General features: G+C 31.1%; 19 protein-coding genes. 11 read left to right on the forward strand and 8 right to left on the reverse strand.

Going from position 1 to position 22,881, the window contains the following annotated elements; genetic code table 11:
* The first annotated feature begins 85 nt into the window (after window positions 1-85).
* Together Q0945_RS03205 and Q0945_RS03210 are read left to right on the forward strand one after the other, a co-directional pair.
* Window positions 86-1,453, forward strand: a complete 1,368-nt coding sequence (locus tag Q0945_RS03205; RefSeq protein ID WP_298338815.1) for a sigma-54 dependent transcriptional regulator — start codon at window positions 86-88, stop codon at window positions 1,451-1,453.
* 192 nt (window positions 1,454-1,645) lie between these two features.
* On the forward strand, window positions 1,646-2,812 hold the full coding sequence (locus Q0945_RS03210) for a PAS domain-containing sensor histidine kinase (RefSeq protein ID WP_299430709.1): 1,167 nt from the start codon (window positions 1,646-1,648) through the stop codon (window positions 2,810-2,812).
* A 74-nt stretch (window positions 2,813-2,886) separates the two neighbouring features.
* Here the strand turns inward: Q0945_RS03210 and Q0945_RS03215 are convergent, their stop codons facing one another.
* The 7 genes from Q0945_RS03215 to hemH form a co-directional block, all read right to left on the reverse strand.
* Complete coding sequence (locus Q0945_RS03215; protein ID WP_299430711.1) at window positions 2,887-4,437, reverse strand: hypothetical protein; 1,551 nt, start codon at window positions 4,435-4,437, stop codon at window positions 2,887-2,889.
* 23 nt (window positions 4,438-4,460) lie between these two features.
* Window positions 4,461-5,243: an enoyl-CoA hydratase-related protein gene (locus Q0945_RS03220; protein WP_299430713.1), complete on the reverse strand. Its 783-nt coding sequence runs from the start codon at window positions 5,241-5,243 to the stop codon at window positions 4,461-4,463.
* A 12-nt stretch (window positions 5,244-5,255) separates the two neighbouring features.
* Window positions 5,256-6,665 (reverse strand): ATP-binding protein, encoded by a 1,410-nt coding sequence (locus Q0945_RS03225; RefSeq protein ID WP_299431164.1) that lies wholly within the window; start codon window positions 6,663-6,665, stop codon window positions 5,256-5,258.
* 152 nt (window positions 6,666-6,817) lie between these two features.
* The gene (locus Q0945_RS03230; protein ID WP_299430715.1) at window positions 6,818-7,369 is read right to left on the reverse strand and encodes a CopD family protein; all 552 of its coding nucleotides are present in this window, start codon (window positions 7,367-7,369) and stop codon (window positions 6,818-6,820) included.
* Window positions 7,353-7,589: a beta-propeller fold lactonase family protein gene (locus Q0945_RS03235; protein ID WP_299430717.1), complete on the reverse strand. Its 237-nt coding sequence runs from the start codon at window positions 7,587-7,589 to the stop codon at window positions 7,353-7,355. Before Q0945_RS03235 ends, Q0945_RS03230 begins: the two co-directional genes overlap by 17 nt.
* 8 nt (window positions 7,590-7,597) lie before the next feature.
* On the reverse strand, window positions 7,598-8,983 hold the full coding sequence (locus tag Q0945_RS03240; RefSeq protein WP_299430720.1) for an MATE family efflux transporter: 1,386 nt from the start codon (window positions 8,981-8,983) through the stop codon (window positions 7,598-7,600).
* Window positions 8,983-10,014, reverse strand: a complete 1,032-nt coding sequence (gene hemH / locus Q0945_RS03245; protein ID WP_299430722.1) for a ferrochelatase — start codon at window positions 10,012-10,014, stop codon at window positions 8,983-8,985. The genes Q0945_RS03240 and hemH overlap by 1 nt, the downstream gene beginning before the upstream one ends.
* Before the next feature lie 197 nt (window positions 10,015-10,211).
* On the opposite strand from hemH, the gene Q0945_RS03250 reads away from it, so the two are divergent.
* Both Q0945_RS03250 and Q0945_RS03255 read left to right on the forward strand, forming a co-directional pair.
* On the forward strand, window positions 10,212-13,727 hold the full coding sequence (locus Q0945_RS03250; protein ID WP_299430724.1) for a TraB/GumN family protein: 3,516 nt from the start codon (window positions 10,212-10,214) through the stop codon (window positions 13,725-13,727).
* 28 nt (window positions 13,728-13,755) lie between these two features.
* Entirely contained in the window at window positions 13,756-14,595 is an 840-nt protein-coding gene (locus tag Q0945_RS03255; protein WP_299430726.1) for an N-acetylmuramoyl-L-alanine amidase-like domain-containing protein, read from the forward strand.
* Window positions 14,596-14,781: 186 nt separating this feature from the next.
* Here Q0945_RS03255 and Q0945_RS03260 read toward each other — a convergent pair whose 3' ends face one another.
* Window positions 14,782-15,669, reverse strand: coding sequence for an AraC family transcriptional regulator (locus tag Q0945_RS03260; RefSeq protein WP_299430728.1), 888 nt, complete (start codon window positions 15,667-15,669; stop codon window positions 14,782-14,784).
* Window positions 15,670-15,873: 204 nt separating this feature from the next.
* On the opposite strand from Q0945_RS03260, the gene hemA reads away from it, so the two are divergent.
* The 7 genes from hemA to Q0945_RS03295 all read left to right on the forward strand — a co-directional run bounded on the left by hemA (window position 15,874) and on the right by Q0945_RS03295 (window position 22,827).
* Window positions 15,874-17,133: a glutamyl-tRNA reductase gene (gene hemA, locus Q0945_RS03265; protein ID WP_299430730.1), complete on the forward strand. Its 1,260-nt coding sequence runs from the start codon at window positions 15,874-15,876 to the stop codon at window positions 17,131-17,133.
* A complete protein-coding gene (gene hemC, locus Q0945_RS03270) occupies window positions 17,126-18,709 on the forward strand; it encodes a hydroxymethylbilane synthase (RefSeq protein ID WP_299430732.1) in 1,584 nt (527 codons plus the stop codon). The genes hemA and hemC overlap by 8 nt, the downstream gene beginning before the upstream one ends.
* Window positions 18,710-18,803: 94 nt before the next feature.
* Complete coding sequence (gene hemE, locus Q0945_RS03275; RefSeq protein WP_299430734.1) at window positions 18,804-19,826, forward strand: uroporphyrinogen decarboxylase; 1,023 nt, start codon at window positions 18,804-18,806, stop codon at window positions 19,824-19,826.
* 43 nt (window positions 19,827-19,869) lie between these two features.
* Entirely contained in the window at window positions 19,870-20,613 is a 744-nt protein-coding gene (locus Q0945_RS03280) for an EI24 domain-containing protein (RefSeq protein WP_299430736.1), read from the forward strand.
* 5 nt (window positions 20,614-20,618) lie between these two features.
* On the forward strand, window positions 20,619-21,152 hold the full coding sequence (locus Q0945_RS03285; protein ID WP_299430738.1) for a GNAT family protein: 534 nt from the start codon (window positions 20,619-20,621) through the stop codon (window positions 21,150-21,152).
* A 41-nt stretch (window positions 21,153-21,193) separates the two neighbouring features.
* Window positions 21,194-22,333: an ImmA/IrrE family metallo-endopeptidase gene (locus Q0945_RS03290; protein ID WP_299430740.1), complete on the forward strand. Its 1,140-nt coding sequence runs from the start codon at window positions 21,194-21,196 to the stop codon at window positions 22,331-22,333.
* Window positions 22,330-22,827: a DUF4411 family protein gene (locus tag Q0945_RS03295; protein ID WP_299430742.1), complete on the forward strand. Its 498-nt coding sequence runs from the start codon at window positions 22,330-22,332 to the stop codon at window positions 22,825-22,827. The genes Q0945_RS03290 and Q0945_RS03295 overlap by 4 nt, the downstream gene beginning before the upstream one ends.
* Window positions 22,828-22,881 lie beyond the last annotated feature (54 nt).

Below are 22,881 nucleotides of genomic sequence, written 5' to 3' on the forward strand. Positions count from 1 at the left end.
TTATGTAAAATATTTTTATACAAAGTGTAAAAATATTTTACACTTTGTAGTTGAGTATTATTCTTATTTGTAGCTTTGGATTATTATGTTGCAATCTGGAAAAATACTTATCGTAGACGACAATAAAGGGGTGCTAAGCGCCTTAGAATTGTTGTTGCAAGATGTTTACAAAACTGTAACTACGCTTCAAAACCCAAACGGAATATCTTCGGTTACCGATTTAAAAAGCTACGATGTTATTCTTTTGGATATGAATTTTTCATCCAGAATAAATACAGGAAATGAAGGGTTTTATTGGCTACGAAAATTAAAAGAAATAGCACCCGATGCTTCTGTAATAATGATGACTGCTTTTGGCGATGTAGAATTAGCTGTAAATACCTTAAAAGAAGGTGCCATAGATTTTGTATTAAAACCATGGGATAACGAAAAGATTTTGGCCACCATTCATGCAGCTTTTCAATTAGGAAAATCTAAGAAAGAAGTAAGTTTACTAAAACAAAGCGAAAAAAAATTAAAGCACCTTATCAACGAAACAGAGCAGCAAATTATCGGAACTTCTTCAGCGATAAATGCCGTTTTAAAAATTACTGAAAAAGTTGCAAAAACCTCTGCAAATGTTTTAATAACTGGCGAAAATGGTACTGGTAAAGAGTTAATTGCACGAGCCATTCACAATCAATCTGCACAACATCAAGAAATTTTAGTAAATGTAGATGTAAGTGCCATACCCGAAAGCCTTTTTGAAAGTGAACTTTTTGGACATGTAAAAGGCGCCTTTACCGATGCTAAAAATGATAGAGCAGGTAAGTTTGAAGTTGCTCATAATGGTACGCTTTTTTTAGATGAAATAGGTAATTTGCCATTACAGTTACAGTCTAAATTATTAAAAGTGATTCAACAAAAAGAAATCGTTCGTATTGGGTCTAACAAAGTTATTCCTGTAGATGTTAGATTAGTTTGCGCTACCAATTGCGATTTGAATAAAATGGTTGATGAAGGACTTTTTAGAGAAGATTTGTTGTACCGAATAAATACTATACATATTGAAGTACCCGCACTTAGAGAACGTGGCAATGATATTATAGAATTGGCAGAATTTTTCTTAAATAAGTATGCGAATAAATACGATAAAAAAGGATTGAAATTGAGTAGTGCTATCAAAAAAAAACTACTTAAATACACTTGGCCCGGAAATATTAGAGAGCTACAACATACTATGGAACGCTGTGTTATTTTAAGTGAAAATAATCTATTAACGGTAAATGATTTTATGTTTAATCAGCGGCAAACAAAAGCATTAAACACGGCAGATATAACCATTGACGAAATGGAAAAAAATATGATTATTACTGCGCTAAAAAAACACGATGGTAATTATAGTACTGCTGCAGAACAGTTAGGCATCACGCGTCAAACCTTATACAATAAAACAAAGCGTTATAAAATTTAATATTCTAAAATGCTATCTAAAAATTTATATCTAAAAATAATTTTAAGAGTACTATTGCTAGTATTGGTATGTGCTAGCGTAGTGTATTTTATTTTAAATGATATAAAAGGCGTTGCTGTATTATTAGGAGTCGTACTAATTTTACAAATAATTTCACTTGTCAATTTTCTAAACAGCACCAACCGTAAACTCATGTTTTTCTTTAATGCTATAGAAAACTCAGATTCTACCATTAGCTTTTCAGAAAACACAAATAACTCGGTAACAAATCAATTAAATGCGCATTTAAATAAGGTTAATAGAATTATTCAAGATGAAAAATTACATACCCAAGCCCAAGAACAATACTACCAAACTTTATTAGCATATACCAATGTTGGCTTATTATCTATTAATGCCAAAGGGCATATTTTATTTGCCAACGAAAGTGCAAAAAAATTGTTGAATTGCGATGTGCTTACACATATTCAACAGCTTAAAAAAATAGATAACAGCGTCTACAATTTAGTTAGTAAACTACAACCTTTTAAGCAACAGGTAATTTCTATAACGAACGAACGTGCAACGGTTGAATTAAAAATTGAATCTAAACCTATAGAAGTTAACAATGTGTCTCTTTTATTAGTTAGTATTCAAAATATTTATAGCGAATTAGACACTAAACAAGTCGATTCTTGGATGGGATTAATAAAGGTAATGAGCCATGAAATTATGAATGCTTTAGCACCAATAACTTCTATTTCAGATAGTTTATCTAAAGTCATTAAAACTGATAATGGTAAAATTCAATTGGACCAATTAAAAGAAAGTGATTTAGAAAAAGTAAAAAAAGGATTGGCCGTAATACAAGAACAAAGTTTAGGTTTAACCGATTTTGTAACAGGGTATCGTTCTTTAACAAAAATTCCTAAACCCGATAAAACACTTATAAAAGTGTCTGCATTATTCGAAAAAATAATCACGTTAGTAAGTAACGAAAAGGCACATAAAAACATATCTCTCGAAACTCAAATTACACCAACTAATTTAGAGTTTTTCGCTGACGAAAATCAGATTATGCAGGTCTTAGTCAACTTGATTAAGAATTCGATAGATGCGTTAACTAATCATGCTAACGGAGTAATTAAACTACAAGCTATAAAAGCAACTTCTGGAAATATAGAAATACAAGTTATAGATAACGGAGCTGGAATATCTGAGAACAATCTTAAGCAAATTTTTATTCCGTTTTTCACCACCAAAGAAAAAGGTACAGGTATTGGTTTAAGTCTTTCTAAACATATTATGCAATTGCATCAAGGGCACTTAATGGTAAAATCTACACCTGATGTAGAAACTGTTTTTACATTGCTGTTTTAACACGGATATATTCAGATAATTTATAAGCTTACCGCTCTTGTGTTCCTTTTCTATGTAGAATACAGTATTTTTTATTAATTAACAGTTACTTTAACTACTTGTTTTTTACTGCCTCTTTTCGCATAGAACAATAACTCATTGCCTGTTTTTCTTAGTAGTGGCTTAGAAACCATTATAGGCAGGCGTACATCCTTATCATCTACCAATTTTTTATACGATAAATCCCCAGTTGACTTTACCTGAATTACAAATAGATTAGGATTACGACTATACCCTTGCTTAAACAAAATTCTGTTTTTACTCATCTTTTGAGGGTTTTCACCAGAATTAATAAAAAAGTACATTTTATCTCCTTTTCCAAAAGCAGTATAAGATGCATATGCAGCATCTCCTTGGGTTACTTCTGCCTTGTTTATATTACGAGCCCAAACCATTGTACCTTCTGCATTTAACTTTGCACAAACAATGTCGTTATAATGAAAACGCTCTACCTCTAAACGTGTTCCTGCAGAGGTTGCATCCATACCTTTAGTAACAAAATATTCTTCTGCACTAAAAAGTAAATCGTTCTGCGGTGTAATATGAATACTTTTAAATATTAAGTTCTTTATTTCTGCGTTTACCTCTCTACCAAATTTATCTACCATAAATTGTTCTGAGAAAGCATTGTATTTTTTGGATTGTATATCTAGAGATGAACCATGTAACTTATAATAACATAAACCATTATATCTATTATCCTTACGATCCGCATAAAAACCAACTACTACTAAATTTTCTCCTATTCGTATAGGCTTCAAAGATTCTGGATATTTACCAGCATCATTAAATTCTTGTATTTTATGTCCCTCATTAGTAATACGCACTACTTCATATTGAAATCTACGTTCCTTAACATCAAACCTTCTTTTCTTAAAATATGCTTTTCCAGAAAAATATACTGTTTTATAGTCTGGTGCTATTTCTATATTTTCAAAAGCATAATTTTTCTCTTCAGTAGCGGCGGTAAAATCATACGTAATATGCTTTTTTAAATCGGTTCCAAAAAGGTGCATATCATAAATTACTTTTTTTCTATCTCTATGCTGTACTGTAATTGCAAAAGCTGTTTTTTTATCATTAAAATGAACTGCCGTAGAAAAACCGTTACTAAAGTTTCTATTATATTTATTTACCGCAAGTGGATTAGAAACTTCTTTTGATGGGATAGATAATAGAACTCTTTCCGTAAAATTAAAATCGTCCAAAGGGCTTTGGTGAATAATATAATCATAGGCTTCTTTCCTGTAATCATATTTTAATTCTAATAAATATAATTGTCCGTTACGCACAAAACCATCTACCATATGCATGGCAGAGTATTTATAATTATAGTCCTGTACTAGATTTAAGTCGGCATCATAAACTTCTATAAAATGCCCTTTTGCTCTTAATAAAACACCACCATAATATTTTCTTACAATAATACTCTGACCCTTAGCATCATTATCAAAAGACAACACAGTAGAGTATTTATACCTATCGTTATAATTTTCTCCAAGACTATAATCTACAGGTATTTCTTGTGCCTTAACCAAACTAAAGCTACAATGTAATAATAGTACAAAAATGATGTTTTTATACATAAGAAAACTGATTTTTGAGTGTTTTATTTACCAGGAAAATCCGCTTTTCTTTTTTCTAAGAAAGCAGTAGTCCCTTCTTTAAAATCGGCAGTACCAAAACATTCGCCAAAGGCTTTAATTTCAGTTTTATACCCATCTAAAGTAGTATTAAAACCAGCATTTACTGCTTTTATTGCATGCCCAATAGCTACTGGAGAATTATTTGCAATTTTATTTGCAATTTTTTTACATAATGGCAGTAGCTCTTCTTGTGCAACCACATAATTAACTAAACCATATTGCAATGCTTTGGGAGCATCTATCATAGCAGCTGTCATTATTAATTCTAACGCTCTACCTTTACCTATAAGTTGTGGCAACCTTTGTGTACCACCATATCCTGGAATAACCCCTAAAGAAACTTCTGGTAACCCCATTTTAGCATTATCACTAGCTACTCTAAAATGGCACGCCATTGCAAGTTCTAATCCGCCACCTAAAGCAAAACCATTAACCGCTGCTATAACAGGTGTTTTCATTTTTTCAATAAAACTAAAAAGAGTTTCTTGTCCTTGTTTAGCTAAAGCAGCACCTTTTTTTACTGAAAAATTTGCAAATTCAGATATATCTGCACCAGCAACAAATGCTTTTTCACCACTACCTGTTAAAATAATCCCTTTTACAATTTTATCTTTTTCTAGTACTTTTAAGGCTTTAGACAACTCTTTTATAGTTTCCTTATTTAATGCATTTAATTTACTTGGTCTGTTAATTGTAATTTCTGCAATAAATTGATCTTGTTCTACTAAAATTGTATTGTATAGCATAGTATTACTTTTTTAAATTTCTTTTGGGAATTTTACTGTAAAAACGGTTCCTTTTCCTGGCTGCGATGTATAACTTATAATTCCTTTATAAGATTCTACAATATTTTTTACCATTCCTAAACCTAGCCCCATTCCGCTAGTTTTTGTTGTAAACTTAGGTTCAAAAATTTTATCTTTATTTTCATCTAATATTCCTATACCATTATCTGCTACCATAATTTTAACATAAGTCTCTTCGGAAGCCATGGATACTAAAATTCTAGGAGATGCAACTTCTGGAACTGCTTGTATTGCATTTTTAACCAAATTAGTAATTACTCTTATTAACTGTGTACGGTCTAATTTTGCAATAATTTCTTTTTCTTCGGATATAAAATGAATATAATCTTTATTAAAAATATCTAGAGCTAGCTTTACAATCTTAACCACATTCAAGGTTTCATTTTGCTGTGCAGGCATTTCGGCAAAATTAGAAAAGGCCGATGCAATACTACTCATAGTATCTATCTGCTGTATTAAAGTTTTAGAATACTCTTCTAATTTCGGTTTTATGTCTGGATCATCTGGGTTAAACTTTCGCTCAAAACTTTGCACAGTTAACCGCATTGGTGTTAGCGGATTTTTTATTTCATGGGCAACCTGTTTTGCCATTTCTCTCCAGGCTTGTTCTCTTTCACTTTTTGCTAATTTTACAGCACTTATCTCTAACTCATCAATCATAGCGTTATAAGAAGCAATTACATTGTCCATTTCTTCTCCTGGGCTTTCTATAAAAATCTTTTCATTACGCTTCGTCAAATCTGTTTTACTCATCATGTTAGAAATTGTTTCTAACGATCTAGTTATGTATTTAGAAATAAAATATGCTAACCCAATTGCCATTAGGAGCATTACCAAATATACCCCTCCTAAACGCATTAAAAACTCTCTAAGTTCCATATCATTAAGAGTATTATCTTCAAAATATGGTAAATTTAATATACCTATTGGTTTAAATTGATAATCTGTTATATACGTATAAGATGCTTGGTACTTATCTCCTGCAGCAGAATTTTCTTCTACAAACCTTTTATCTATAGATATGTCTAATTTATTAAGGATATGTGCATCTAAACAATTAGAAATAGAATCCTGTTCAAACTTTGGTCTAGAACTTTTAATAAGTCCGCCTTCTAAATCATAAATATTAAAATTTACATTTTGCACATCTGCAATCTGATAAATTTCTTCTTTAAAAATATTAGCTAAATTTTCTGTTGTAATAGGATAGGTTGTACGTTGCAAGGTGTAATTAACACTTTGTTTTAGCTGTTGTTCTTTACGCTCTAAACGTACCTCATGATAATCTTTAGATTGTTCTCTATACTGGTAAATAGTAATTCCTGCAATTAGTACTGATGCTATAAGCACCAGCAATATCATAGAAACAAAAATACGAGACCTAAGAGAGAATTTTTTAAGCAATGTAACTTATTTAACGTTAAAGATAAGGAATATAGACAAGGCTTAAAATTAGATTTTATTTACCTTTTGCTATATATAAGATACATCAAAAGTTAAGCCAACAACCTATCTTAAGCATTAGGATTTTTATTACGTATATTTTTATATAGTTTAATGCCCAACATTAATAAAATCCCTAAAACAATAATACCTATAACTCCAAAAACCCAATTAAAAGTACTTTTTAGAATAACTAAAAATACTATTGCAAATAAAATTAATGTGGCACCTTCATTCCAAATACGCATATATCTTGAAGTATAATTTACCTCATCTCTTTGTAATTGCTTAAAGATTTGATGGTTTTTTAAATGATATAGAATTAGTAATACTACAAATCCTAACTTTATATGCATCCAGGGTTGTTGTAACCAACTTGGCATTAATAGTAACAACCAAATTGCAAATAAAACACACAAAACAGCAGAAGGCCAAGTAATAATATACCATAACCTCTTAGTCATTAATTTTAATTGCTTTGTTAATATCTCCTTTTCTGGAGATGGCTTTTGCCAAGCTTCTATATGGTATATAAATAGTCTTGGAATGTAGAACAAACCAGCAAACCACGTAATTACAAATATGAGATGTAAAGATTTTATGTAATTATAATATTCTTGCATACTTTTTATTATCTGATATTGTTAAAAAAGATGGGTCTTTTATCTCTGCTTCTAATTTTTTATTGTTTAGTTCTCCTGTTTTTGTGTTAAAAGAATAACTGTATAAGCCTTTGCTTCCGCTTTGCGTAAAGGTTCTAACAAAAAGTTTACTACTTTCTACTTTACAAGAAGTGAATATAACTAAGCTAAATAAGATTAGTAATAAATTTCCTTGTTTCATTCAAATAATTACGTTTTAACTATTAGATTTTTCCTTACTTCTTTTCTTAAATAATACCCTGTTACTATCGTAGCTAAAACATCAGAAATTGGGAAGGAAATCCAAACTCCAAATTCCCCTAAATAGCTTGGAAGTATTAAAATTAAAGGTATAAAAAAGAATCCTTGTCTTGTTAATGTTAGTAATAAAGCTGGTATTGCTTTTCCTATTGCTTGGAAATAGGCTGCACCAATTAATTGTATTGTAATTATTGGTGTTGCAGCAAATACCCAACGCATTGCAGATGGTGTATGTTCTAAAACAAATGCATTTGTTGCTAGCTCTTTTGCCGTAAGGTTAGGGTTGCTACTTAAAAATAATGAAGCAATCTCGGCAGGAAAAATCATTAAACCTAAAAAAACTACAGTAGCCAAAACTGCTGCGTATTTAATAGCAGTATTAATAGATTCTCTAACCCTATCTAACTTATGCGCTCCATAATTAAACCCTGCAATAGGCAAAAAGCCCTGTGTTACTCCAAATACTGGAAATAACGCAAACATTAACATTCTGCCTATAATTGCATAAACCGCAACCATTGCTTCTCCTCCTAAATTAAAGAGAATATTATTCATTAATAAATATATTATACTAACTACTGCCTGCCTAGAAAGTGTAACAAAACCTAAAGAGGTAATTTGTTTTAATACCTCAACATCTAACTTAAGATATTTCCACTTTATTTTTAATTCTGAATTTTTAGAAACAAAAAAATAAGCCACATAACTACAGCTTAAAAGGTATGCTATGTTGGTTGCCCAAGCTGCTCCATGCATTCCCCAATCTAAAACATAGATAAAAATATAATCCATAAATAGATTTCCTATAGATGGTATTATAAGTGCTACCATTGCAAATTTAGGCTTTCCTTCTGCCCTAATAACAGAGCTACCCATCATAGAAAAACCTAAAAGAGGAACGCCATACAATACAATTACATAGTAAATTTTTGCAGGATTAAAGATGTCTCCTTTTCCTCCAAAAGCGGGAATTAAATCATCTACAAAAAACAATCCAAATACTATAAATACTAGGATAATAGAAAAAGTAAGTGTAATTTGATTCCCAAAAGTTTTAAGAGCTATTTCTAAATTACTACTACCTAATGCACGAGATATTATACTGGAACCGCCAATACCAATTGCCATTCCTAAAGCGGCTATAAAAAAAGAAACTGGGAGCACTACATTTATTGCTGCAATGGCAATAGAGCCAATCCAATTACCAACAAAAATAGAATCTACTAAAACATTTAAAGACATTACTAGTATCCCTATGGCTGCTGGTACAGCTTGCTTAACCAGCAATTTTCCTATAGGCTCAGAACCTAGTTGCTCTGATGATACTTTTTCCATTATGCTGGTAGTAGTTCATTCTCTTGCCAGTCTTTAAGCCAATTTACCATAACTTGCACCCAATCATCCCTATCATTTAAACAAGGAATGTGTTTATAATCTTCCCCCCCTGCTTCTTGGAATTGATGCTTACCTTCCATTGCAATTTCTTCTAGAGTTTCTAAACAATCGGAAACAAAAGCTGGGGTTATAACTGCCAATTTTTTCTTTCCTTCTTTAGGAAAACGTTCAAACTCAAAATCGGTATACGGTTTTAACCAAGGGTCATTTGGTAGTCTAGATTGAAAAGATAAGCTTACTTTATCTTCTGGCAATCCTAAATATGCTTTTACTTTTTCTGTAACATCAAAACACTGATGACGGTAACAACTATGGTGCGCTACCGAATTTGTAGAACAACAACTACCATCTATTTTACAATGAAACTTAGTTGGGTCGCTCTTTTTTATATGTCTTTCTGGAATTCCATGGTAGGAGAATAAAATATGATCGTAATCAAAACCTTTAAGTCCATCTGCTATACTTTCCGAAAGTACTTTTATATACTCTTTATTCTTATAAAAAGCAGGTAAAGTAGTTAACTTCATTTCTGGGAAAAAAGCATCTTTGTCTTCCATTGTCTTTACAACAACAGTTTCAAAAGAAGACATAGCATACTGCGGGTATAAAGGAACAAGCAAAACATCATCTACACCCTTATCTTTTAATTCTTGTAGAGCATTCTTAATTGTCATGCTTCCATAACGCATTCCTAAGGCTACGGGCATGTCTACAAATTGTTTTACTTTTTCAGTGAACCTTTCTGATATTACTACCAATGGAGACCCTTCTTCCCACCATATTTTACTATATGCTTCGGCAGATTTTTTAGGTCTTGTTTGTAAAATAATACCACGAACAATAATATTACGTAACCATTTAGAAACATCTATTACCCTTTCATCCATTAAAAACTCATCTAAATAGGGTTTAACATCTTTTGCGGTTGGACTATCCGGGGATCCAAGGTTAACTAGTAATATTCCTTTCATCTGTTCTTTTTATCAAAAACAAAAATACTACATGTATTGAATATACGTTAAGATAATTTAAGACTTTATTAATAGTATTATAAGGTTTAACAATAAAGTAGTACCTTAAATTTTATAGTACAAGAAAAAGTTAATTAGCATTTTCTTTTATTATAGTCTGGTTTCTTTAAAATAATTTGCCAAATATTTACTTTTTTATGCATTTAAAAATTACGCTATTTACCCTTTTTATATGTCTTAGTATAAAAGCACAAGAAAAAAATAGTCTTTTATGGGAAATTTCGGGAAACGGCTTACAAAAAAGCTCTTACCTCTATGGAACCATGCATGTGAGTAAAAAAATTGCTTTTCGTTTAGATGATGTTTTTTACGATGCTTTAGATAAAAGTGAGATAATTGCTTTAGAGTCTGATCCTAATACTTGGCTAGATAATGATGATATTAATGGAAGTTCTATTCGTAGTATAGGAAGCGGACTTATGACTAAAGGTTTTTACACGTATCCGTTTTTAATAAATAATCCTAGAAAAGAAAATATTGCATCTTACCTAGCTGCAGAAGACCGTATAATTAATAATATTTTATACAGAACAAGCTCTTTCTCACAAAATTTTGAAGAAGAGACGTATTTAGACATGTTTATTTATCAAGCAGGGAAAAAGTTTGATAAAAAAATAGTTGCTTTAGAAGACATGGAAGAGTCTGCTACCCTAGTTGCTAGGGCAAGTAAAAATCCAGTAAAACAAAAGCCAGACGAGTGGTTATTAAAAAGAATGCAACAACAAGACCCTATGTTTATGTTGCAAGACGCTTATAGGGAAAGAAATATTAGTCTTTTGGATTCTATAGACAGAGCAATGTATACGCCTTATTATATAGAGAATATGCTTCATATTAGAAACCATAATATGGCAAAAAGTCTAGACTCTGTTATGCAATTAGGTAAGGTATTTGCTGGTATAGGTGCTGCACATTTACCAGGAGAAAATGGTGTTATAGACCTGCTACAAAAGAAAGGATATACTGTAAAACCACTAACTTCTAGAGCAGGTAATAAAGGGAAGCTATTAAAAGAAAAAATTGAAGATAAAATAAAGATTAACTCTTATAATACTCATGAAGTAGAAGATCATTTTTTTAGCCTTCTTTTACCTAATAAAATTTATCCTATTAACTCTGTAAATAAAACAACCTATGTTTCACCAGATTTGGCAAACGGAAGCTTTGTAGTAATTAACAGAATACCCTTACACTCTTTCCTAAAACAAGAGCACACCTATTCTTTAGAAGATATAGATCATTTACTTTTTGAAAACATTCCAGGGAAAATCATTGAAAAAAACAAAATATACCGAAACGGATATAATGGTCTAGATATTAAAAATAAACTTAAAAATGGAGATGTACAACGCTATCAAATTTATAAAACTCCGTTAGAAATTATAATTTTTAAAATGGGGGGAGAAGGTAATTTTGTTTCTCAATTCTCGGACACTATTTTTAACAGTATTACTTTTAAAAATAGGAAACTTAAAAAGGTAACCATTACCTCTGGTTTTAATGATTTTAAAATAAAAATGCCCTCTTTATATAATTTCACAAATGCATCTAGAGGTGGCAACAGGTTTATTGAAGGCTATGATAGTATAAAAGATTCTTATTACTTTCTTAAAAAAGCAAGTTTAAACGATTTTAATTTTATAGAACAAGATTCTTTTGAGCTTAAACAAATACAAAAAAGATTTTATCAAGATTTAAAACTAACACCAGAATACAGTCCTGTAAAAGACAAAACACTAAGTTCTAGTGCTCCATTTTTTAAAAGCAATAAAACACTTTATATTAAAACAGTACTTGCTAATAACAATTATTACTTACTGGGTGTTTTAACCAACGATAGCGAAGAGGCTTTAAACTATTTTAATTCTTTAAAACTACAAGAAACAAAATATAAGAAACCATTTACTACTGTAATAGATACTGCTCTATTTTTTAGGACAAAAACTAATGTTACTCCACCAAAATTTGTAGAGAGTAGCAAAGATTATTACAATGATAAGAAAACAAAAGAGTATGATGCGTTTAATAAAAAAACAGTCTACAGTAATAAAAACCGGGAAGCAATTTGGGTAGAAGTGAATAAGTCACATGACCTACTAATGTTCCAAAACATTGACTCTGTTTGGGCACTTCGTAAGCGTTTATATGCCAAAAACACATTTGCAATTAAAAATACTACGCAAAAAATTATAGATAAAAACACTTATGAATTACAATTAACCCTAACAGATACTGCAAGTACTAGGGGAATTTTAATTAAAAATGTAATAAAAGGCGGATTACTTTGGGAATTAAAAACCCCAATAGACACCTTAGTAAAATCCACTAGCTTTGTAACTAACTTTTATTCCAACTTTACACCACTAGATACAATTATTGGAAAAGACATTTTACAAGACAAAACACCAGATTTTTTTAAAGCTCTAAAAAATAATGACAGCCTAGCTACAGAAGGTTACAAATTTGTAAAATTTAATAAGAAGCATCTTAGCGAACTAAAACATTATATTTCTAGGCATACATTTACAGATAGCCAAAAAGAAATACAACCCTATTTAATTAGAGAGTTATCTAAAATAAAAAACACCAATCTTAAAGAATTTTATACAGAGTTTTACACCCAATCTTATAGTAACTCTAGCGCACAAGCCAAAATTCTAAAAGCATTAGCAAATAAAAAAGAAGAAGACGCAACTGACTTAATGTTAAGTTTAATGTCTACAGACCTTCCATTAATATCTAATCAGTATCAAATTAATTCTATTTTTAGAGCATATAATGATAGCCTAAACCTAGCAAAAAAACTATTCCCAGAAATTCTAGAATACAGCGCAATAGAGGAATACAAACTGCCTATCTTTTCACTTTTAGCTAAACTTAAAACAAATAGGTTTGCTAAACCTAAACTATATAAAAAGTATAAAAAGCAAATTTTAAATGACGCCAAAATACTTCTGAAAAGACAATTAGGAGCAGATAATGCTATGTATAATCAAAATAGATACGCAACTCTTCAAAATAAAACTAGTAGTATTTTAGAAGACTATGTTACACTTCTTTTCCCTTTTAGAAAAGAAAAATCTGTGGCACAATTTTATTCACAACTACTAATGGTAAAAGATGCAGATATAAAAACCACCTATGTAACTTTACTTGCAAATAATAACGAAGCTATTCCTCAAAATCTTTTAAATGAACTTGCTATTGATGTACAATCTAGAGTACTATTATATAACAAATTAAAAGATGTAAATAAATTACAATTATTTCCTTCTACCTATAAAACACAGAAACACATAGCTGAAGCACTCCTTTTTCAAAAAATAATATATGAAAAAGATAAAATACAACTGCAATACTTGTGTAATGAAACTTTAGATTATGAAGGAAAACAGGTTTCTGCTTATTTTTTCAAGAAAAGAAACAGTCAAGATTATGATAAAAATTATAGTCTACATATGTTTGTTTTTGAAAAAGGAAAAGGCATACAAACTAATCCAGTGTATAAAAATCGTGGCATGCGTATAGAAGACACAGATACAGATGATGATACTGTTAGGTATGTAACTGAAGAATTCTTATTAGAAAAGCACAAAAGAGCAGTTATATATAGACCAAATGGATATGGTGGTTATGGTTATCACGGATTTTAATATACCTTGGCTAAAATTCTAAACAGTTATGAAAATTGCATATTTTCTTTTCTTTATTCTTTTTATTACTACTACTTTCTCACAAGAAGTTGTTTGCTCTATACAAGACAAAGAAACCTTTGAAACTAAAATAATAGCTGTTGATGGTTTTCTAGAAAAAGAATTTGGTAAAACAATAACTGCTGTAGGTAAAACTTTCTTAGGAACACCTTACGTTCCCAAAACCTTAGAGATTGATGAAAAAGAGCCCTTGGTTATTAATTTTCAAGGTTTAGATTGCACTACCTATGTAGAAAACGTTTTGGCGTTTAGTCTTTTATTAAAAAATGAAAAAACAGATTTTATTTCTTTTACCAAAACTTTAGAAAATATACGATATAAAGACGGTAAACGTAATGGTTATGCCTCTAGACTACATTATTTTTCAGAATGGATTGCTAATAACGAGGAGAAAGGTTTAGTTAAAAATATAACTTCTGAAATTGGTGGTATAGAAATAAATAAGACCATTAATTTTATGAGCACACATAGAAAATTATATCCTTTCCTAAAGGATAATGATACTAACTATAATAAAATAAAAGCCTCTGAAGAGTTCCTAAATAACGAGGCTATTTGCATTCTAGAACAAGACCAAATTAAAGCAAACGAACATTTAATTAAATCTGGAGACATAATAGCACTTACAACGGCTATAAAAGGTTTAGATATTACACACACCGGAATTGCAATACTAGAGAAAGATGGTAGAATTCACCTTTTACACGCCTCCTCATCTGGGGAAGTTAAAATATCTAAAGAACCACTAATAGATTATCTTAAAAAGATAAAAAACAATACAGGAATTATGGTTTGCAGGCCTTTATAAAAGTTAAACCTTACCTAATTTACAAACCATTTAGTTTGTAAAGGAATAATAAACCCGTACAATTATATAAATATTTGCAATTCATCGGCAAAAAACTAAAAAAAGTCTTAACCATTACAAAAAGACTCTTAATTTATAATTTCTAAAACCAACCACTTAGTTTGTTTATCCATTGTAGCGTAAAAACTATCCATTAGATAAAGACATTACATATTTTTTAGGCGTAGTACCGTATTTTTTTTTAAAAGCAGCAATAAAATGACTAGAGGTACTGTACCCAATGCGCAATCCTATTTCATTAACGTTATGCTGCCCAGATTCTAATAAGCCACGAGCATGCTCCATCTTATAATCAAACAAAAAACTATAAACAGAATCGCCATAAATTTGCTTGAACCCTTCTTTTAAACGTTTTAAACTTATGCCTACTTGTTTAGCCAAATCTGGTAAACTTGGTGGTTCTGCCATATGGCTTATCATTATTTCCTTGGCTTTTCTTATTCTTTTTACATTATCCTCATCTACCAAAAAAGGACATTGTTCTATATCTGCATCGGTGCTTTTATTGAAATATAAAGATATAAGCTCGTAAACCTTCCCTTTTGTGTACAATCCTTTTATAGATGGATGTAAATTGTAACTCATTATCTGGCTTAGTACTACAGCAATAGCAGGAGACACTGGGTCCTGAGAGTAATATTTTTTTTCTTTAAATTCTTGACTTAAAAAAGGAATATAACTAGCCTCTGTAGAAAATAAAGAATGAAACTTTCTAATAGTCATTACAATAGACACTAACCAAGAGTTTGGTTGCAATTCTAAATTCATAGGCAAATCTATCTGTGTATTGTAAAGTAACAAGGAATTCTCTTCAGAAACATCTAAAGCGTACCTCCCATCATTAAAAACAAATTTTGCTCTTCCTTTTAAACAAAAATGAAATTGAATATAAGAACTATTTATGTCTCTTGTAACCTTCTGAATATCAGAAGAATCATTTTGTATTTTTAGCACATAAAACCCTTGTTCTAACAACACCTCGTTAAAGGAACCTGAAGCGACATTTTCTTCCATACTCTTTGGAATTTATAATTGCTTTTATTTAGAATCTTTCTAAATAAAATAGTAAAAAACATTAATATTTACTGCTAAAATACAGGTTTTTATCTAAAATCTATCGTTTAAAGGCTCAAAACCCTTGAATCGATATTTATAGTTCCTCTAGCGTTATTTTTATCCAAACAATGAATTTACATTTGCGTGCATTCACAATTTTAGATGAAGGATTATAACATTTCTAAACACAACTCTTTCTACACCATTGGCCTTAATTATAAAAAGGCTGATGCAGAAATGCGTGGAAAATTTAGTCTAGATGAAAATGCAATGCAAAAAATACTAACGGAAGCAAAAGCAGAAGGAATAGATGGCTTGCTTGCAACATCAACTTGTAATAGAACAGAATTACATGGGTTTGCGCAACATCCTTTTCAATTAATAAAAATGCTTTGTGATAATACGCAAGGTACTGTAGAAGAATTTCAACAAGTAGCGTATGTGTATAAAAACAACGATGCTATTTCGCACCTTTTTAAAGTTGGCACTGGTTTAGACAGTCAAATTCTTGGAGATTTTGAAATAATTAGTCAGTTAAGACAAAGTTTTAACCGTTCTAAAAAACAAGGAATTGCAAATCCGTTTGTAGAGCGTTTATGTAACTCCGTTATTCAAGCAAGTAAGCGCATAAAAAACGAAACACAAATATCTTCTGGAGCAACATCTGTTTCTTTTGCATCGGTACAATATATTTTAAAAACTATTCCAGATATTTCGCAAAAAAAGATTTTACTTTTTGGAACAGGTAAAATTGGAAGAAACACTTGTGAAAACCTTATAAAACACACCAAAAACCCTAATATAACCTTAATTAATAGAACTAAAGATAAAGCCGAAAAAATAGCTGGTAAATTTAATTTAATGGTAAAGGATTATGGCGATTTACAAACAGAAATTAGAACTACAGATGTTCTTGTTGTTGCTACTGGTGCTAACCAACCAACTATTTCTAAAGATTTAATACATACTAAAAAGCCATTACTAATTCTAGATTTATCTATCCCTAAAAATGTAGATAATTCTGTAGCAGAGCTAGAAAATGTAGCCGTTATTCATTTAGATCATTTATCACAAATGACCGATGAGACTTTAGAACGTAGAAAGCAATTTATTCCGCAAGCAGAAGAAATTATTGAAGAAGTAAAGGAAGACTTTATTCAGTGGTTAGAAAGTAGAAAATTTGCTCCTGTAATTAAAGCTTTAAATAAAAAGCTTAAAACAATGAAGGAAGAAGAATTAGATTACCATTCCAAAAAACTGACTGATTTTAATTCCAAACACGCAGATGCAATTTCTAACCGTATAATTCAAAAAATAACCAAGCAATTTGCCAATCATTTAAAAGAAACTGGCAATGATGCAGACGAAAGCCTAGAATTAATTCAAAAGGTATTTCAACTACAAGTAAGTACAAATGAGTAATACCATTAGAATAGGTACTCGTGATAGTGAATTAGCACTATGGCAAGCAAATTACGTTAAAAGACAATTAGACGCTCTAGGCCACAACACCAAAATTGTTGCCGTAAAATCTACAGGAGACATCATATTAGACAAACCGCTTTATGAGCTAGGAATAACTGGTATTTTTACCAAAACCTTAGATATAGCAATGCTTAATGGAGATATTGATATTGCTGTGCATTCTATGAAAGATGTACCAACTGCCTTACCTAAAGGTATTGTAAAAGCTGCCGTTTTAAAACGAGCAAATTACATGGACATTCTTGCCTTTAAAGACAATGAAGAATTTTTAGGGTCTCCAGAAGGTATTATTGCAACCGGAAGTCTTAGAAGAAAAGCACAATGGCTTAACCGCTACCCTACACATACTGTGGTAGATTTAAGAGGAAATGTAAACAGTAGACTTCAAAAACTGGAAGACAATAACTGGAACGGTGCCATTTTTGCCGCAGCAGGATTAGACCGTATAAATTTACAACCAGAAAATACTATTGGACTTACCTGGATGATTCCTGCTCCTGCACAAGGGGCAATTATGGTAGTTGCAAAAGAAGAAAACGAAGAACTAAGAGAAATTTTAGCAGAACTAAACCATGAAGCTACAGATACCTGTGTTGGTATTGAACGTGAATTTCTAAGAACTTTAGAAGGTGGTTGTACTGCCCCTATAGGTGCTTTTGCCTATATAAATAAGGAAGAAGAAGTTGTTTTTAAAGGGGTTTTACTATCTAAAGACGGAAAACAAAAAATAGAGGTAGCAAAATCTGTTAAACTAGGAAAACACCAAACTCTTGGAGAAGATTTAGCAAATAAAGTATTAGAAAAAGGCGGTAAGCGCCTTATGGGACAACTTAATGATGGGCCAACTGCTGCTACTTTATATGCTACAAAAAAGCTTACTCCAGAACAAACGCAAATGTTTGACCCAACAGTAAGTGTAGATTCTGAAGATTTTATAAAAATAAAGCTTACCAGAATTCCAAGACCTAAATTAAAAGCACTCCATAAAAATGTCATTTTTACAAGTAAAAATGGTATTGAAGCACTAATACAAAATGCAACGGCTAGCGAATTACAATTTGATAATATTTATTGCGTAGGTCGCAAAACCAAACGTTTAATAGAAAGACGAATTGGCGAAGTAACCTATTGTGCTCCAAATGCCAAAAAACTCGCAGAATATTTAGCAGAGAATCTAGAAGAAAAAGAAGTTACATATTTTTGTGGTGATATTCGTTTAGATACTTTACCAAATTTATTGACGGAGAGTAATATTACCGTTACAGAGATTGAGGCATACCAAACAAGACTTGCACCAAGAACTGTAGAAGAAGACACTAAAGGCATCTTATTTTTTAGTCCTTCTGGGGTACAAAGTTACATTAAGATTAACAACAATACTAAAATTGCATATTGCATTGGAGAAACCACAGCTTCTGAAGCTAGAAAACATTTTACAGAAGTTAAAGTAGCTAAAATGCGTACCGTAGAAAGTGTTATTATGTTGGCAAATTCTGATTTTATTACCAAGTAAATAATGATAGTCCAATTACTATAATTAAAAATAGCTAAAAGCAAAAAGCTAAAGGCCATTAGCCAATAGCAAGAAACCAATAGCAGTATATAATATGAAGAACGACTTATTTCTAAAAGCATTAAAAGGAGAAACTGTAGAAAGGCCACCAGTTTGGATGATGAGACAAGCAGGGCGTTACCTTCCTGAGTTTATGGAAATTAAAGCTAAATATGACTTTTTTACCCGTTGCCAAACTCCAGAACTAGCTTCCGAAATTACAGTACAACCTATACGTAGATATGGTATGGATGCTGCTATTTTGTTTTCTGACATTTTAGTAATACCGCAGGCAATGAATATTGAGGTAGAAATGAAACCAAATTTTGGCCCATATTTACCAAACCCTATTCGTTCGCAAAAAGATTTAGACAGTGTTATTGTTCCAGATATTCAAGACACCCTTGGCTATGTTATGGATGCTATAAAAATGACTAAAGAAAAATTAAATGATGAAATTCCTTTAATTGGTTTTGCTGGTTCTCCATGGACTATTTTATGCTATTGTGTACAAGGACAAGGAAGTAAAAACTTTGATAAAGCTAAAGAGCTTTGCTTTACACAACCTGTGGTAGCACATTCTCTATTGCAAAAAATAACCAATACTACTATTGCTTACCTTAAAGAAAAGGTAAAAGCAGGAGTTAATGCGGTACAAGTGTTTGATTCTTGGGGAGGAATGCTTTCGCCAACAGATTATCAAGAATTTTCTTGGCAATACATACAACAAATTATAGATGCACTTAAAGAAGAAGCTCCTGTAATTGCTTTTGGTAAAGGGTGTTGGTTTGCCTTAAATGATATGGCAAAATCTGGCGCCTCTGCATTAGGGGTAGATTGGACATGTTCTGCACGTAATGCTCGCTACTTAACCGGAGGAAATATTACACTACAAGGGAACTTTGACCCTTCTCGTTTATTATCACCGCCAGCGGAAATAAAAAAGATGGTACACCAAATGATCACTGAGTTTGGTAAAGATAAATACATTGTAAATCTAGGCCACGGAATTTTACCTAACATACCATTAGAAAACACAAAAGCATTTATAGATGCCGTAAAAGAGTATAAAGAATAGTACTCTTTTCTTTTGCCTATTTTTTGTATTATTATATCTAATTATGATAAAAAACATTTTAAAAGGCATTACTTCTTACGCCAATTCTTTTAAACTTATTGCACAACTAAAATTGTGGAAATATTTTTTTATACCCATTGGTATTAGTGTTGTAACAGCCATTTCTATTGGTTTTACTAGCTATACACTTGCGGACGATATTGGCGCTTTTATCTCCAAGATTTGGATATGGGATTGGGGAAAAGAAACTTTTACCTCTATAAGTAACTTTGTTGGTGGCGCAACGGTAATTCTCCTTGGACTTGTACTTTATAAGCATATTGTAATGGCATTATCTGCTCCTTTTATGAGTCCTGTATCCGAAAAAATTGAAGCGCATTTTACAAAAAATACAAACCACGAGCATAGAAAAACTTCTTTTAATGACCAACTTTGGAGAGGTGTTAGAATAAACTTAAGAAATCTTTGGAAAGAGATTTTGTTTACTATTCCGCTTCTAATCATAGGCTTTATTCCTGTAATTGGTATTGCTTCTACTGTTTTAATATTTTTGGTTCAAGCATATTATGCAGGTTTTGGTAATATGGATTATACCTTAGAACGTCATTTTAAGTATAAAGAAAGTATTCAATTTGTAAAAAAGAATAAAGGGTTTGCTATTGGTAATGGTATTGTGTTTATGTTATTTCTTTTAATTCCTGTTATCGGAATTATTTTAGTCTTACCTCTATCCGTAACAGCAGCTTCTAAACAAACTGTAGCTATTTTAGAAAATCAAAAACATTAAATCTAGTGGACTTGAATTTTGATTCTTATTACCTAGAACCAATACAAGAAAAACACGCTTGGGGTTTATGCGATTTTGTTACCTCTAATTCGGATAGATTAAAACGCTATTTCCCTGTAACATTAGCAGCAAATGTAACTCCAGAACTAGCTATTATTTTTACAAATAAAAAAGTAAAAGAGTTTCAAAACAACCAAGAGTACCTATTTATTCTCCGAAGTAATTTAGAAAAAAACATAATCGGTATAATTTATTTAAAAGAACTAAATTGGAAAACTAAACAAGGAGAATTAGCCTATTGTATTGGGTATAATTATGAAGGGCAAGGTATTACAAGTAAAGCCATTACGGTTTTAACAAAATGGGCTTTTAGCCAAAAAGCATTACAAACGCTGCAAATAATAGTACATGAAACAAATACCGCAAGTATAAAGGTTGCTTTAAAATGTAACTTTACATGGCAAAAAACGTTACCTAAAGAACATACTCCTCCTAATGAAGATTCGTTAGATATGGAGTTATACGAACGTTGTAAGTAATGGTTAGTCTTGAGTTTAAATAAAAAAATTATATTTGCTTAATGTCTACGAGAATAGAAAATATAAACTCTGATTTAATAAACTGGGCTATTACTCGGGCAGGGAATGAATTGGATGAATTTTATCTTAACAACCCTTCTGTTGCTGAGTGGGTTGCAGGAACGAAAAAACCTACAATCAAGCAATTAGAAGATTTTACACATAAGGTACATGTCCCATTTGGATATATGTTTCTCAATCAACCGCCCCAAGAAGAAATTCCAATTCCTTTTTTTAGGACAGGAGATTCTAAAAGAGAAAAGGTTTCCTTAAACGTATATCATACAATTCAGATTATAAAGGAAAGGCAGAATTGGCTAACTAATTATCTTCAAGAGAGTGAATATCCAGACTTAGAATTTATAGGGAAGTATAATGTGAATTCTAATTATAAAGAAGTTGTAAATGATATTCGTAATACTCTTAATCTGACTGTAAATTGGGCAAGTAAACTTGGTACTTGGGAACAGGCATTAGATTATTTAACATTACAAATTGAAGAGATTGGAATAATTGTGAATTTTAATGGAATAGTTGGTAATAATACTAGAAGAAAAATTCCTGTTGATGAATGCAGAGGGTTTGTAATAGTAAACAACAAAAGTCCATTTCTTTTTATTAATTCTGCTGATGCAAAAGCTGCGCAAATGTTTACATTGATACATGAACTTGCTCATATATGGTTAGGAGAAAGTGCCGGTTTTGATAATAAACAAATGCTACCAGCTGACGACCCTATTGAGAAATTCTGTGATAAAGTAGCTGCTGAATTCCTGGTTCCAGAAATATTTTTCAAAGAAAAATGGAAGAGTACCCAAAACATTAAACATCTTAGTAGAGTTTTTAAAGTTAGCCCTATCGTTATTGCTAGACGAGCTCTTGACTTAAAATTGTTATCTAAACCATCTTTTTTTCAATTCTACAACGATTATATCTCCGAATATCTAAATAAAAAGGACAATCAAAGTTCTGGAGGAAATTTTTATGCAACTGCAAAAAAAAGAATAAGTCTTAGGTTTGCAAGCTATGTTAATAGTGCTGTAAAAGAGAATACCCTTCTTTATCGAGATGCATATAGATTGACAAGCTTGAAAGGAAACACCTATGAGAAATTTATCAATGAATACTTATATCAAGCATGAGTAAATTCATTGTAGATTCCAACTTTTTTATTCAAGCACACCGCTCTATTTACCCACTAGATGTAGTTCAAAGTTTTTGGGTGAAAATTAATGCCCTTGCAATGAATGGTACCATAGTAAGTATTGATAAGGTTAAAAAAGAAATTTTTGATAATGCTTCTCATCAAGATGAATTAAAGATTTGGTGCGGAGATAATCTTCCAAATGATTTTTTTATAAATACTGACTCTGTATTAAACAATTATATATCTATTGTGAATTGGGTAAATTCTAGTCATTTTACTGAACGTGCTCAACAAGAATTTCTTGCAACAGATTTAGCAGACCCTTGGTTAGTCGCTTTTGCCATGAGTAATGGATGGACAATAGTTACTTATGAAAAAAGCGAGCCAAATAGAAGGAATCGAATTAAAATCCCTGAAGTTTGCAATCAATTTAACGTGAGGTATATAAATACTATTGAAATGTTAAGGGAATTGAATGAAAACTTTTAAAACATACTATCTATAACAATTTGTATAGTATATCTGTACTCTACGGAATACAAA

It is taken from the genome of uncultured Maribacter sp. (genome assembly GCF_947500405.1).
Lineage (GTDB): Bacteria > Bacteroidota > Bacteroidia > Flavobacteriales > Flavobacteriaceae > Maribacter_B.